The 13,203-nt window shown below is 48.7% G+C and carries 17 protein-coding genes and 1 pseudogene; 8 read left to right on the top strand and 10 right to left on the bottom strand.

Features of this window, described 5'->3' with window-relative positions:
* Positions 1-657, top strand: coding sequence for a hypothetical protein (locus IEX02_RS07495; protein WP_188692595.1), 657 nt, complete (start codon positions 1-3; stop codon positions 655-657).
* 29 nt (positions 658-686) lie between these two features.
* The gene (locus tag IEX02_RS07490) at positions 687-1,940 is read left to right on the top strand and encodes a DUF3644 domain-containing protein (protein WP_188692593.1); all 1,254 of its coding nucleotides are present in this window, start codon (positions 687-689) and stop codon (positions 1,938-1,940) included.
* On the opposite strand, the gene IEX02_RS20470 is transcribed toward IEX02_RS07490, so the two are convergent.
* Positions 1,921-2,055 (bottom strand): hypothetical protein, encoded by a 135-nt coding sequence (locus IEX02_RS20470; RefSeq protein WP_268237401.1) that lies wholly within the window; start codon positions 2,053-2,055, stop codon positions 1,921-1,923. The two genes, IEX02_RS07490 and IEX02_RS20470, sit on opposite strands and share 20 nt — an antisense overlap.
* Before the next feature lie 250 nt (positions 2,056-2,305).
* On the opposite strand from IEX02_RS20470, the gene IEX02_RS07485 reads away from it, so the two are divergent.
* From IEX02_RS07485 to IEX02_RS07470, 4 genes are all read left to right on the top strand, one after another.
* Entirely contained in the window at positions 2,306-2,680 is a 375-nt protein-coding gene (locus tag IEX02_RS07485; RefSeq protein WP_229702139.1) for a type II toxin-antitoxin system RelE/ParE family toxin, read from the top strand.
* Entirely contained in the window at positions 2,673-2,975 is a 303-nt protein-coding gene (locus IEX02_RS07480; protein ID WP_188692590.1) for a helix-turn-helix domain-containing protein, read from the top strand. The genes IEX02_RS07485 and IEX02_RS07480 overlap by 8 nt, the downstream gene beginning before the upstream one ends.
* Before the next feature lie 45 nt (positions 2,976-3,020).
* Positions 3,021-3,344 carry a hypothetical protein gene (locus tag IEX02_RS07475; protein WP_188692587.1) on the top strand — a complete coding sequence of 108 codons (324 nt, stop codon included), beginning with the start codon at positions 3,021-3,023 and terminating at the stop codon, positions 3,342-3,344.
* A 183-nt stretch (positions 3,345-3,527) separates the two neighbouring features.
* On the top strand, positions 3,528-3,929 hold the full coding sequence (locus IEX02_RS07470) for a DUF4156 domain-containing protein (protein WP_188692585.1): 402 nt from the start codon (positions 3,528-3,530) through the stop codon (positions 3,927-3,929).
* A gap of 102 nt (positions 3,930-4,031) precedes the next feature.
* Here the strand turns inward: IEX02_RS07470 and IEX02_RS07465 are convergent, their stop codons facing one another.
* The gene (locus IEX02_RS07465) at positions 4,032-4,334 is read right to left on the bottom strand and encodes a type II toxin-antitoxin system RelE/ParE family toxin (RefSeq protein ID WP_188692583.1); all 303 of its coding nucleotides are present in this window, start codon (positions 4,332-4,334) and stop codon (positions 4,032-4,034) included.
* Positions 4,331-4,573 (bottom strand): type II toxin-antitoxin system ParD family antitoxin, encoded by a 243-nt coding sequence (locus IEX02_RS07460; protein WP_188692580.1) that lies wholly within the window; start codon positions 4,571-4,573, stop codon positions 4,331-4,333. The genes IEX02_RS07465 and IEX02_RS07460 overlap by 4 nt, the downstream gene beginning before the upstream one ends.
* A gap of 227 nt (positions 4,574-4,800) precedes the next feature.
* Between IEX02_RS07460 and IEX02_RS07455 the strand changes: the two genes are divergently transcribed.
* Both IEX02_RS07455 and IEX02_RS07450 read left to right on the top strand, forming a co-directional pair.
* A complete protein-coding gene (locus IEX02_RS07455; protein ID WP_188692577.1) occupies positions 4,801-5,055 on the top strand; it encodes a type II toxin-antitoxin system Phd/YefM family antitoxin in 255 nt (84 codons plus the stop codon).
* Positions 5,048-5,329, top strand: a pseudogene (locus IEX02_RS07450) (Txe/YoeB family addiction module toxin). The gene IEX02_RS07455 and the pseudogene IEX02_RS07450 overlap by 8 nt, the downstream one beginning before the upstream one ends.
* Positions 5,330-5,345: 16 nt before the next feature.
* On the opposite strand, the gene IEX02_RS07445 reads toward IEX02_RS07450, so the two are convergent.
* From IEX02_RS07445 to IEX02_RS07415, 7 genes are all read right to left on the bottom strand, one after another.
* Positions 5,346-7,124, bottom strand: coding sequence for an IlvD/Edd family dehydratase (locus tag IEX02_RS07445; protein WP_188692575.1), 1,779 nt, complete (start codon positions 7,122-7,124; stop codon positions 5,346-5,348).
* Positions 7,121-7,756: a 2-dehydro-3-deoxy-6-phosphogalactonate aldolase gene (locus IEX02_RS07440; RefSeq protein WP_188692573.1), complete on the bottom strand. Its 636-nt coding sequence runs from the start codon at positions 7,754-7,756 to the stop codon at positions 7,121-7,123. The genes IEX02_RS07445 and IEX02_RS07440 overlap by 4 nt, the downstream gene beginning before the upstream one ends.
* On the bottom strand, positions 7,749-8,681 hold the full coding sequence (locus tag IEX02_RS07435) for a 2-dehydro-3-deoxygalactonokinase (RefSeq protein ID WP_188692570.1): 933 nt from the start codon (positions 8,679-8,681) through the stop codon (positions 7,749-7,751). The genes IEX02_RS07440 and IEX02_RS07435 overlap by 8 nt, the downstream gene beginning before the upstream one ends.
* A 2-nt stretch (positions 8,682-8,683) precedes the next feature.
* Positions 8,684-9,445 carry an SDR family NAD(P)-dependent oxidoreductase gene (locus IEX02_RS07430; protein WP_188692569.1) on the bottom strand — a complete coding sequence of 254 codons (762 nt, stop codon included), beginning with the start codon at positions 9,443-9,445 and terminating at the stop codon, positions 8,684-8,686.
* A gap of 316 nt (positions 9,446-9,761) precedes the next feature.
* The gene (locus IEX02_RS07425; protein WP_188692566.1) at positions 9,762-10,469 is read right to left on the bottom strand and encodes a FadR/GntR family transcriptional regulator; all 708 of its coding nucleotides are present in this window, start codon (positions 10,467-10,469) and stop codon (positions 9,762-9,764) included.
* 107 nt (positions 10,470-10,576) lie between these two features.
* Positions 10,577-11,488, bottom strand: coding sequence for an SMP-30/gluconolactonase/LRE family protein (locus tag IEX02_RS07420; RefSeq protein WP_188692563.1), 912 nt, complete (start codon positions 11,486-11,488; stop codon positions 10,577-10,579).
* Between the two features lie 2 nt (positions 11,489-11,490).
* A complete protein-coding gene (locus IEX02_RS07415) occupies positions 11,491-13,053 on the bottom strand; it encodes a sodium/sugar symporter (RefSeq protein WP_188692560.1) in 1,563 nt (520 codons plus the stop codon).
* Positions 13,054-13,203 lie beyond the last annotated feature (150 nt).

Here is a 13,203-nt window from a genome sequence, read left to right as displayed (position 1 = left end):
ATGGATGATTTTGATTCTAATGTCTTTGTGAACTGTCCATTTGATGATGATTATCGACAATTGCTACTTTCGGTCGTTTTCACAGTTAAAACTTTAGGATTTACTCCTCGTTTGTCCTTAGAACGTAATGATTCTGGCGAAACGAGGATCGATAAGATCCTTAACCTAATACTTGAGTCTAAGTTCGGTATTCATGACCTATCCAGAATTATTTCGTCAGGTTCGGAGGAGCATTATCGTATGAATATGCCCTTCGAATTAGGGATTGATTATGGTTGTCAAAAACTTAAAGGTGATGTTTGGTCAAGAAAGAAAATACTTATTCTTGAAAAGGAAAGGTATCGTTATCAAAAGGCACTTTCTGATCTTTCTGGTTCGGATATTAAAAGTCATGATGATGACCCAATAAAAGTCATAAAGGTTGTTAGAAATTGGTTTGTTCCTAGTGAGATAGAAAGGGCGTCTAGTGGGAATGTAATATGGGGTGACTTTAATGACTTCCATGCATTTTTACATGACGAGCTTGTAATTAATGATGGTCATGATTCTATCGATGAGGTAGAAGTCATAGAAATTATTTCTATGATGGATTCATGGTTCACAAAGAAATGTAACAAGTCAATCCAGCAGGACTTAGCAAGCGAGGCCGCTGCTTGAAGCGTTAAAATGCAAAAAAGGAATTATGCGTGAGTAGATATGAACAAGTTGATTTAGCATATGATTTCTTGGCTAGCAAAGAAAAGCAAGGAGAAGGGTTCACTATTCAACAACTAGCAAATGCTACAGGCTGGAAGGTTGACACATGCAAAACTTATCCCTCTAAACGCTGGCATCAATACGTTGAGAAGGATGGTGAACAATATTCTACATCGGGTATTTTATTCCTCAGTAAAGAAGAGTTTAGAGCTGTACATAGCCAAAAACTACAACAGACAACAGATCTATCTTCGAAAGGAATTTTACTTCACAAAGCAAAGGAGTTTGCTTTACTTGCTGTAGCAACATACAACAATCCTTACACCGAATTTAAAACGTACGGTTTTATAGTAAATATCGTCATCGCATACACTGCCCTAATGCACGCTGTCTTTGAGAAAAGAAGCATTGATTATTTCTACAAGGATAAGCATGGAAATGATGTGCTTATTGATGGAGATAAGAAAGCATGGGAGCTTTGTGAGTGTGTAGATGAGTACTGGTCAGGTGTAAATTCACCAGAAAAAGCAAATATTAAATTTTTAATCGGATTAAGAAATAAAATTGAGCACCGGAGTTTACCTGCTGTTGATTTGGCTGTTTGTGGGGAATGTCAATCTGCGTTGAGTAATTTTGAAAATCTTCTTGTAGAAGAATTTGGAGACTCACATGCATTGACAGCAAGTCTTGCTATTGCAATGCAATTAACTCGTATTTCTGAGCAAGCACAGATAGATTCTTTAAAACAATTACAAAAAGATAATTATAAAGTTGTTCGCCAATATATGGAAACCTACAGGAATGATTTAAATGATGAAGTTGTAGAAAGTCAAAAGTACAGAGTCAGAGCTTTTCTGGTTCCAAAGCTTGGTAATCACGCAAAATCCTCGGATATAGCAATAGAGTTTATAAACGTAAATAAATTGACCGATGAAGAAAGAGTGAATTACGAGCAAGGTGTTGCCTTTATTAAAGGAGTTGAGAGTCCCTATAAATTAAGACCGTCAAGAGTAGTCGAGCTTGTTTCAAAGAAGATTCTGAGTTTTAACATGCCTTTACATACAAAGTGTTGGAAATACTTTGATTCTCGTCCTCAAGCTGAGCAAAGAAATTTCAAAGGTGAATATTGTGGTTTTGTTGAGGGATTCGAAGGGTATTTATATACAACTTCATGGGTTAATTATTTAATTAAAGAGTTGAGTGTTCCTGAAAAAATCCTTGAGATTAGGCGTAGCGGCATTTAACGATAAAAGGGGTCAGATCCTGAGGGATCCCCACAAATCGAACATCAAGCAGCTCCATGCCAAGCTGCATCTGCATTGTCATAAAGCCATTCCATTGCCCGGTGCCATTGTGCATGAGTGAAAACCATTTTGGTGGCGACGGCCCTTAATCCCAGTGAATGCAATGACAGAGTCGGTTTGGTTGAAGTGTTGGCCTGAAACCGCCGGTACTTGTTTGATACCAACACCACCATCCCCAGCAGGATGGCTGTTAGAGAAGCCAGTGTAGACAGCAATAGTGCGCAGTAGATCCGCCTTTCCCGGCATGATCATGGATTGGCGGCAATTCATCCAGGTATTGAAAATATACCCTGCAGGAGTATACTTTGATCTATAAGACGAAAGAGTTTATGTCTTTGACCAAAAAGGAAAGCCTGTCTGATGATGCTCTTATTGATGCTTGTAAAGAGATGGCAGACGGCTTATACGATGCGGATTTGGGCGGAAATGTTTACAAAAAACGGATTGCGACAGGGAGTAGGGGGAAAAGCGCGGGTTACAGAACAATCATAGGTGCGACTATTGGAAGCAGGTACTTTTTTCTTTATGCGTTTGCAAAAAAAGCGAAGGCTAATATCAATGCTAAGGAAAGATTAGCCCTTAAAGAGTTAGCTAAGGAATTTCTGGGTTTTACCCCAGCTGAACTTGATAAGCTTGTTAAAGATGGTGAGTTATTGATAGTAGGGGATGATCATGAGTGACATTTTAAAATCAGTCCATAAAACTGCTAAAGGTTTGCAGAAATCAGAGGTCATTGATAAAACTACGATGCGTAAGTTTGACGCACTATGTTTGACGAGTGTTCATGAATTTACACCAGCACAAGTGAGAAACCTGAGATTAAAATACAACCTATCTCAGCCGGTTTTTGCTCAGTATTTTAATGTTAGTGATAAGTTAGTTAAGAAGTGGGAGCAGGGTGATAGCGCTCCAAGAGGTGCAGCCTTAAAAATGTTATCTATCGCAGAAAAGAAAGGACTTGATGTCATCGCGTAAGAGGTGCGAAGAGGCGCTTACCGTCAGTCGTATTGAGGTGGGGCAATGATTAAAGCTATAGCACTGCTTTTAAGTTTTTCTTTACTGGCAGCCTGCACGGGAAAGCCTATGTTCTATACCGATGTCGAGATACTTTCTATTCAGCAAGTTACGCCCAATGAAACAGAAATCATCTTCCGGACTCAGCTGGAATCACTTTACCATTGCCCTGGTGTATTGGTTGAGAATCTGGCACCAGAGTTTGTGCGTTGCTCCATTAACGATAAATGCAAGGTGGACTTTCAGGCAGAACTTCAGACTGATGGCACATCGAAGGTACTAATACCTGGCATTGCCGAGCAGATAAAAGCGCGAATAAAGCCAGACTGAGATGACAAAAGATCCCTAGGGGCATCAATGGAGGTTTGAGCCAATAGGGCCACAGAGAATTGAACACTCTCAAGGGCCAACAAGCTTGTGCTGCTGGTTGCGGCGATGGCTTTTCTGATCGTGGCATGTCTCCGAGAAATTGGGGAGTTTATATCTTTAGTTATGGCAAGTAGGAAATAAGCAATGAAATACACTGCACTTCTTTTCGTTCTGCTCCTGTCTGGTTGTATTATCGCAGACAGCTCCCATGTTCTCGTTGGTAAATCACGTCCAGCTATCGACATAAGTCAGGTCAAGATCTATAGCAGCCCTCCAAAACAGTTTGAGGAAATTGCGTTAGTTGAATCTACGGCAGCGCATGATTTTCAAGACGATCAAGCATTAGTAGATGAAGCAATTCGCAGATTAAAGATGGAAGCAGCAAAATTAGGTGCTAATGGGGTTTTGATCGCCTTGGTTGGTTCTGAAAATGGCCCTTCAAGTACGGTCTATGTCCCGACAGGCAATGGCTACGGAACTTTTATTACAGATAGCAACAAGGGTAAGGTAGCCAAAGGAAAAGCCATCTACGTGATAGAAGAGTAGTCGCCATAACAATCTGCTGGCGACGACCAACTTTGTGCACGATCGCTGTGTTTCCGCTATCGTGCTTGAAATGCCCTAAACTGTCTGTGATTTAGCGCGGCGTTACACGCTAAAGCGAACAGGATTGACATCCATACTTTTGTGCAAAATTCTTATGACTAGGATTTCCTGGCTGTTTGTCTGCTTGTAAAAAATCACATGGCTACCTTGAGGAAACTTTCTGTAGCCTGCTCTTATCTCATCACAGCCTTTTCCAATCTCAGGGTTTTTCGACAGCATCCGGAATGCGTCATCAAATTGCTTTAGGTAAATATTTCGTTGCTCAGACCCCCATTTTCGTTGCGTAAATACCGCTATATCCTTTAAATCAGCTTTTGCGAAAACGGTTAAGTTAAATGGTTTCACTCGTTTAGTTCGCCATCCAGTTCCGATATCAAATCGTCAAGCTCATAATCAGCTACGCCGCTTTCCTCACCGGCTATAAGTGATTGCCGCAGCGTATTTAATTTGGTTTCCTGTGTTTCGAGCAGACGCAGTGCAGAACGTATTACTTCGCTGGCTGAGCCGTAACGACCACTTTGTATTTGGCTAGCAATAAAGCCATCAAAATGGTCGCCAAGGGTAATGCTGGTATTTTTTGCCATTTGCTTCCTCCAAGTACCAATATATACCTAATTATGGTACTAGGGGGCTTTAAGTCAACAGCGCAGTTAACCAGCAAATCAAGTAACGCGGATATAGCTCGAGGCAGAGTAACGATTTGATCGCCGTTTAATATCGCGCTAGCGGTTAAAGGTGACATGTTCATCTTATTGTACATGTTAGAGGTTAAGGCTATAGGTATGCAGTAAATTGTACATGTGGGGAAACTATGAGAATTGTGTCTTTTACCGAAGCAAGAAGTAGCCTCAAAGCGGTATTGGATTCTGTGGTTAATGACGCCGATGTTGCTGTGATTACTCGCCGTGATTCGGAAGATGCTGTTGTGATGTCGCTAGACTACTACAACAGTCTGATGGAAACGGTGCACTTACTGCGTTCACCGGCAAATGCTGAGCATTTGAATCGCTCAATTGAACAATTTAAAGCAGGTAAGGTAGCTCGCAGAGACTTGATTGATGAGTAGTCGTTTACTGTCATGGACCGACGAATCCTGGCGCGATTATCTGTATTGGCAAACCCAGGACAAAAAGACGCTTAAAAGAATAAACAAGCTTATAAACGACGTTAGGCGCTCACCCTTTTAAGGTATTGGGCCAGAGCCGTTAAAGGAAAACTTAGCTGGCTTTTGGTCACGCCGTATAGATGATTCGAATCGACTGGTTTCCTTGCCATCTAAAAGGGACTGGCTTGTACGCAAGCCATGCTGTTCACCGGCGGTGAACAGCACGCTAGCTTAGCGCATAGCGCTCTCAATTAATGCGAGTGGCGCGGTAACTTGTCCCGCAGCTTGCTGTATTTGAGCATATCCACAAATACCGCGCCTTCGTCGAGATTCGAGACCTTGGCCCGGTAGATTTCCTGCCACCAGGTTTGATTGGCCGGGTATTGGCTTTGCAGGTCGAGGGCGGCGCGACGCTCGGCCAATTCCTCTGCACTTATTTGCACATTGACCCGGCCCTGGTTTAAGTCTACCTGTACCAGATCGCCGGTTTTTAGCAGGGCCAACCCGCCACCATCGGCCGCTTCCGGTGAGGCATTCAGAATAGACGGAGAGCCTGATGTTCCGCTTTGGCGGCCATCACCCATAGTTGGTAGCGAGCTGATGCCGCGGGCCAGCAAGGCCTTGGGCGGCTGCATATTGACGACTTCTGCCGAGCCGGGATAGCCCTTGGGCCCGGTATAACGCATTACCAGAATGCAGTTTTCATCGATATCCAGTTCTGGATTATCAATCTGGCTGTGATATTCCTCCGGGCCGTTAAATACGATGGCGCGGGCGGTAAAACAATTGGGGTTAGCCGGGTTCGACAGATAGCGCAGACGGAAGTCCGGGTCGATGGCCGAGACTTTCATAATGGCGGAGTCAAACAGGTTACCAGATAGCACCATCAGGCCCGCCTGGGCCTTTAAAGGGCGCTCAACTTCATAGATTACGTCGCTGTTATACAGTGGCGCGCCTTGGCAGTTCTCACCAATGCTCTTGCCGGTAACCGTCAGGGCCTGGGCATTTAATAGCCCGGCTTGCAGTAGCTGGCCGATCACCGCGGGCAGGCCGCCGGCGTTATGGAAGTCTTCACTTAAGTATTTACCCACCGGCTGGCAGTTGACCAGCTGCGGAATATGCTGGCCCACAGACTGCCAGTCCTGAATTTTAACATCCACGCCCGCATGGGCAGCAATGGCGTTGATATGAATCGGTGCGTTGGTGGAACCACCCAATGCCGAGCACACCCGGATGGCGTTTTCAAAGGCCTCGCGAGTGAGGATTTTCTCTGGTGTCAGATCTTCCCAGACCATATCCACAATACGCTTGCCGGTATGGTAGGCCATTTGCGACCGCTCGCGGTAGGGCGCCGGAATAGAGGCACAACCAGGCAGCATCATCCCCAGGGCTTCGGCCAGGCAGTTCATGGTCAGCGCTGTGCCCATGGTATTGCAGTGGCCGGTGGAGGGCGCCGAACTGGCCACTTCAGCGATAAATTCGTTGTAGTCGATATCGCCTTTGGCCAGGCGTTTTCTGGCATCCCAGATAATAGTGCCGGAGCCCACACACTGGCCTTTATAGCGGCCATTGAGCATAGGCCCAACCGAGTAAGCGATGGCCGGAATATTGACGCTGGCAGCACCCATCAGCAGGGCCGGAGTGGTTTTGTCACAGCCGGTGGTCAGCACCACAGCATCAATAGGGTAGCCATGCAGTACTTCAATCAGCGACAGACATTGCAGATTGCGATCCAGCGCCGCAGTGGGGCGACGGCCGGTTTCCTGGATGGGATGCACAGGAAATTCAATGGGAATACCGCCTGCATCGCGGATACCGGCTTTTAAACGCTCTGCCAGCTCAATATGAGCGCGGTTGCAGGGCACTAAATCTGAGCCGGTCTGGGCAATACCAATAATAGGTTTACCGCCTTGCAGTTCTTCAATGGTCAGGCCGTAGTTCAGATACTTTTCCAGGTACAGGGCAGTCATATCCGGGTTGGAATCGTCGTTAAACCACGCTCGGCTACGCAGTGAAATGTCCTTTTTCATGCCTGATTCTCCTGGGGCTGACTAAGGGAAATAAAACGCTTTATCAAGGTTTCGGCATTGTGCTTAAAGGCCTCAACGCTGATGCCGGGCTGATAGAGCGAGCCGCCCAAACCAAAGCCCCGGCAGCCTGCCGCCATATAATCGGCCATATTGTGGCTGGTAACGCCGCCAACGGCACAAACTAAAGTACCGGCTGGCAGAATAGTGTTGATGGCTTTAATCACCGCGGGCGGCGTGAGTTCGGCCGGGAAAAACTTCAGCGCGTCGGCACCGGCGTCCAGGGCAATTAATGCTTCAGTGGGCGTGATACAGCCTGGCATGCAGTACATGCCCACCTGTTTGGCAGCGCGAATTACGTCGGCATTGGTATTGGGGGCCACCATCAGCTTGCCACCTACTGCGGTAATCTGCTTAACCTGTTCCACGCTAGTCACTGTACCTGCACCAATCAGCACATCCTGGCCAAACTCTTTGGCCAGTAACTCGATGGACGCCAACGGTGTGGGCGAATTCATCGGAACTTCGATCATCTGATAACCGGCATCCACCAGAATACGCCCCAGGCTCAGGCACTCGTGCGGTTGAATCCCTCTTAGGATGGCAACCAGCGGCAGGTAAGAAGACTCAGACATGTGCTACCTCTGAAACATTGAATGACTGGCCTGTGGCCAGGCGGTACAGGCCGGCTAATACCGCCTGCTCGCCGGAAACACTCCGGCAGGGTAATTGGTAAAACCCCAGTGCTTGTTGATAACGGTGGGTGAGTACCTCAGAGCCAACCAGTAACAGCGGGTTTTCTGTGCTTATCAGGCCGGGCTCGGCCAGCGCCTGGCGGGCGCCCTGGATTTCGGCGCCAATAACCAGCCCGGACAAATAGCTGCCGGCCTGTTCGGGGCGCATCTGGCCGGTAACTACCGCCGCCCTTGGGCTGAACAGCAAATGGGATAGCCCACGTACATCTGCGGCTTGCTCCAGACCAAGTAAAAAGGCCGGCTCATCAAAAAACTGGGTATTGCATACCCCGGCTAGCGAACTGTGCTTAGTCAGCAAAGCAAACAGCTCGCCAGTAAAAAAGGTGGAAAACGCGCCGATATCGCCATTCTCGGCTTTAGCCCATTTACTGTGAGTACCGGGTAGGCACAACAGCGCGTCAGTCATATTGGTGAGTTGCAAGGCGCCAATAATCTGGGTTTCTTCGCCGCGCATTACATCCATCAGGCCGTTGTGTCCGGCGTATTGCAGGCCGGGTACCAGTTGCACATTTGGGTGCAGTTCAGTGTCAAGCTTGGCCAGCGCATGGGCGATATCTTGCGTGCCAGCCGGACAGGACAGATAAGGTACTTCCTGCCAACCGTTACGACTGCCCACCATACCGGTCATCAATACCTGCTTGGATTGGGCCAGCCAGGGGCCGCAGTGGTTTTGCAGATAGGCTGCAAAGCCCTGGCCCTGAAAACCTAAAATGCCCTGATCTGTACTGAGGGTTGCCAATACCTCGCCCTGCGCATTCAGATGCCAGGCGCGAAAGCTGCTGGAGCCCCAATCAATGGCTAGCATACTTATACTCGTCCGCCGTCGACGACCAGGGCCTGGCCGGTCAGCATGCGGGAGGCCTGGGAAGCCAGAAACAGTGCCGCTTCGGCAATATCCTGCTCTTCAATACAGGCTTTTAAGGCTTGTTGGTCCAGGCACTGTGCCACTGCATCGGGGGTGGCCCAAAGCTGTTTCTGGCGCTCGGTCATCACCCAGCCGGGGATCAGGCTATTTACTCTGATGCCATTGGGCCCCAGTTCACGGGCCAGGGCTTTGCTCAGCCCCAAAATGGCGGATTTAGCCGCTACATAGGCAGGGTAGCCGGTCAGACCCAACAGGGCTGAGTTGGAGCCAATATTGATAATACTACCGCGCCCCTGACTGGCCATCAGCGCGGCCACGGCCTGGGCGGCAAACAGATGCGGACGCAGGTTAATGTTTAAACTGTCGTCCCACTGCTCGGGTGTCAGGCTGGCCAGGCTATGGCGGTTATCCGATGCGGCGTTATTAATCAGCACGTCCACTCCGTCCATCTCGGCGCAGGCATTTTCTATACAGCGTTGCAGTGCGGCTATGTCGCGAATGTCGCAGGGCTGAAAATAAGCCTGACGGGAGAACTCGGCCTGTAAATCGGCATTTAGCCTTGCTGCGGCATCGGCTTGTATGTCCACAAAGGCCACTTGGGCGCCTTGTGCAACAAAGGCCCTGACCAATGCGGCACCTATACCTGAGCCACCACCGGTGATAAACACCCGGGCATTGGCGAGATCGTTATATTGTCCGAACATCAGAACCTCCTGGCACATCTTATGACGACACCTTTTATGATGTTATGATGACGTCTTGATATATTATTTATAATATAATTATACATTGGTCAAATCAAACCAAATTCTCTTCAGTATAAGAAAATTCCAATGCCTGACTTCCATCAGGCTAATATTTTGTTTTTAAAAGAGAAAGTTCTGGCTTTGTTGAGGTTGGAAAATCACCTTGAGAGACGAAATAGCAATGGTTGAAAAAGTGGTAGACCACAAAGAGGCAAGGGGAGAGGGGTTAAGGCACAGCCAGTTAACTGCGCCTTGGTGTATAGGGGCTTGGTTATCAGCCTTTGATGCGATCTTCGATTAATTGCAGGGCCTCTGCTTCCATCACATGAGAAGTCTGATGGGCAAGCTGAGCATCACCGGCTGCAATGGCATCATAAATTTTACGGTGATCCAGGTAGCTGGCGCTATCCACCCCTTTAAACTGGTTGGTAAAGCGGATACTGACCTTCAATGCCGTTTCTATAAAGCTGCGCAGCTGCATAAAGAAGGGGTTTTTGCTGGCACGCAGTATGGCCGAGTGGAAGTCAATATCGGCGACCAGCGGATCTTCAATTCCTTCTTCGGCGGCTTTGATTCTGCGCAGAGCATCGGCAATGGCATCCAAATCGGCCTGTTCGGCATTACGGGCTGCCAGGGCCGCCGCTTCCGGCTCAATGGCCAGGCGCAATTGTAAAAAGTCGCGCAGGGTTTGCAGGCTGGGCGTGCTGGATAAGATCCAGTCCAGTACATCCGGGTCAAACAGGTTCCAATGGTCGCGGCTTTGTACCGTAATGCCTTTACGCGGACGAGACACCAACAAGCCTTTGGCGGCCAGCATCTTAACCGCTTCGCGGGTAGCGGTGCGGCTAATCTGATAGCGATTGCAGATTTCCGCTTCGGAAGGTAGACCTTCGCCCACGGCAAATTGCTCGCGCACTATGGCTTTGCCCAGTTCATGCACCAATTGGTGAGTAAGATTGTTGTGACTGGCGGGTTGAAGCATGGTGTCCACCGTATTTTTATACTATTTGTATGTTAAAGGAGTCTGGTATGGGATGCCAGATATCTGTTTGGTTTTCCTACAATTGTCTACCTAATTAGTGGGGAGGCTTAGCCATCTATCCGCTCAGGCGTTGTAAATTGTGGTTCGGCTAACGCTTGCGCCTGCACCTGATAGATAAACAGATCGCCGGCATAAGGCTGAGCCTGACGCTCGGCATCGGTCAGCTCATCCCAGGCGCTGGTCACAAACAACAAATCGCCTTGCTTGCCGCCGAGCGCCACACAAGTCGGTTGGCTGACCGGCACTGGCAATTTGCCCAAAAGCTGGCCATCCGCTGAATAGCAACATACCTGGCTTGCGCCCCACTGGGCATTCCAAATCCGCCCTTGGCTGTCGGTGCAGGACCCATCAGGGCTGGCACCGCTTTCTGTTTGGATTAACAGCCCACCGCTACTTGGCATGTTGGCAAAATCATAGCGGCGAATCTGCCCTAGGGGCGAGTCGGCATGGTACATAAACCTGGCATCCGGGCTCCAGCACAAACCGTTGGAAATACGAATACCATCAAAGGCCGGGGTTAGCTGCCCTTGAGTGTCAAAACGATACAAACTGGCACTGGCTCCCGGTGGGTTAAGGGCTTGGTTTTCCACCATAGTGCCTATCCAAAAGTTGCCGTCTGGGCCCACTTTGCCGTCGTTAAAGCGGTTGCCGGGCAGATGGCTTTCCCCTTGGTGCAGTATCTCTGTTTCACCGGACTTCGGCCAGTACAGGGCAATAGCGTGTACGAAAGCGACAATTAAGCAGCCTGGCTTATCGGTAAAACCAAAGGCGCTGATGGCAAAAGGCGGCGCAAACTGTGTCAGTCTCTGCTCTGTCAGGTCGTAGCAGTACAGCGCTTTACCTTTAATATCTGTCCAGTAAATCGAATCAGAGGCCTGATGATACAGCACCCCCTCGCCAAGCCGGTTTTGCACCGGCAGGCGGGTAATAAGGTCGGCCTGAATGGCTAAATGCTGCATGTTTACCACCAGGTAATGTACAGGGCTGCCAGAATGGCAGTAACGGCCAGGGTGGCCACGTTGTAGGAGCCTGATGTGGTAAATTGCACACCGTCCAGCAGGTTCTGGCCACGGGCCTGGGCATTGCGATCCAGCTTGGAAACCAGCATAGCCAGCACTAAACAACTGACAAACACCACACCCACCCTGTCAATAAAGGGCAGTTCAGGCGCCAGTAGTTTGAGCGCCAGAGATAGCACGAATGACCCCAATGCGGCGGCCATGGCACCTTTAGAGGTGGTTTGTTTCCAGAACATACCCAGCAGGAACAACACTACAATACCTGGGGTAAAGAAGCCGGTGAACTCTTGGATATACTGAAAAGCTTGATCCAACTGGCCAAGTAGCGGCTTGGCGCAAATCACCGCCAGTAGCATGGCCGAAACACTGACAATACGGCCAATACGCAGATAGTGCTTGTCACCGCGGTTGGGGCGATAGTGAGTATAAATATCCATGGTAAAGATGGTTGAGATACTGTTTGCCATGGAGCCCAGCGAAGATACTATCGCCGCCACCAACGCGGCAAATACAAAGCCTTTTACCCCTTCCGGCATTAAGCCCAGCAGCATAGGGTAGGCTTTATCCGCCGGTTCCAGCCCAGGCTGCAGCACAAAGGCCACAATACCCGGCAGCACCACGATAATCGGCATCAGCAGCTTTAAGAAGGCAGCGAAAACTATGCCTTTTTGCGCCTCTTTAAGATCTTTAGCCGCCAGAGTGCGCTGGATGATGTATTGGTTAAAGCCCCAATAAGACAGATTCATAATCCACATGCCGCCAACCAGCACAGACAAACCGGGCAGGCTCATATAGTGCTCATGCTCGGGGGCGAGGATCATATCGAACTTTTCGGGTGCCTTATCCAGCAGCGTAGTAAAGCCATTGATAATGCCACCTTCACCCAGCATACCAAGGGTAATGTAGGTGAGCAGTAAACCACCGGCAACCAGCACCACCACCTGAATAATATCGGTGTAGGCCACGGCTTTGAGGCCACCATATAAGGAGTAGGTGAGGGATAGCAGTGCCAGGAATACCAGTCCCACCGTCATATCCACACCTGTGATGGTATTAATCGCCAGTGCCCCTAACCACAGGATGGAAGTGAGGTTGACGAACACATACACGCCCAGCCAAAAAATCGCCAGAGTCAGGCGTACCTCATGGCCGAAGCGCTGTTCCAGAAACTGCGGCATAGTATAAATGCGGTGTTTAAGGAAGATTGGCAGAAAGTATTTACCGACAATAATCAGGGTAATCGCCGCCATCCATTCATAAGAAGCAATGGCCAGCCCAATAGCATAGCCCGAACCCGACATACCGATAATTTGTTCGGCAGAAATATTGGCAGCAATTAACGACGCGCCAATGGCCCACCAGGGCAGGCTGTTGCCGGCCAGGAAGTAATCCTTGGTGTTTTTTTCATGGCCGGCTTTTTCCCGTGATACCCAAAAGGCCACGGTAACCAGCATCACCACATAGGCGGCGAACAGGGAAATATCGAGTGAGGACAATGACGACATGCTTAACTTACCCGGTTAACTAAAAGATAACATTCAATGTATTATTTATAGTATTTATTTACAACCAATTTTACCTTTCACGGGGCGAAATCTGCACGCCAGCCCTTATTCCTTGAGGAAGTTAGGGTATCTTAGCCGGCAAAGCCCGGT

This window comes from Bowmanella pacifica, assembly GCF_014645355.1.
In the GTDB taxonomy this organism is placed as follows: domain Bacteria; phylum Pseudomonadota; class Gammaproteobacteria; order Enterobacterales; family Alteromonadaceae; genus Bowmanella; species Bowmanella pacifica.
The sequence above is the reverse complement of the archived record's forward strand: the minus strand, read 5'-3'. Positions and strand labels throughout refer to the sequence as shown.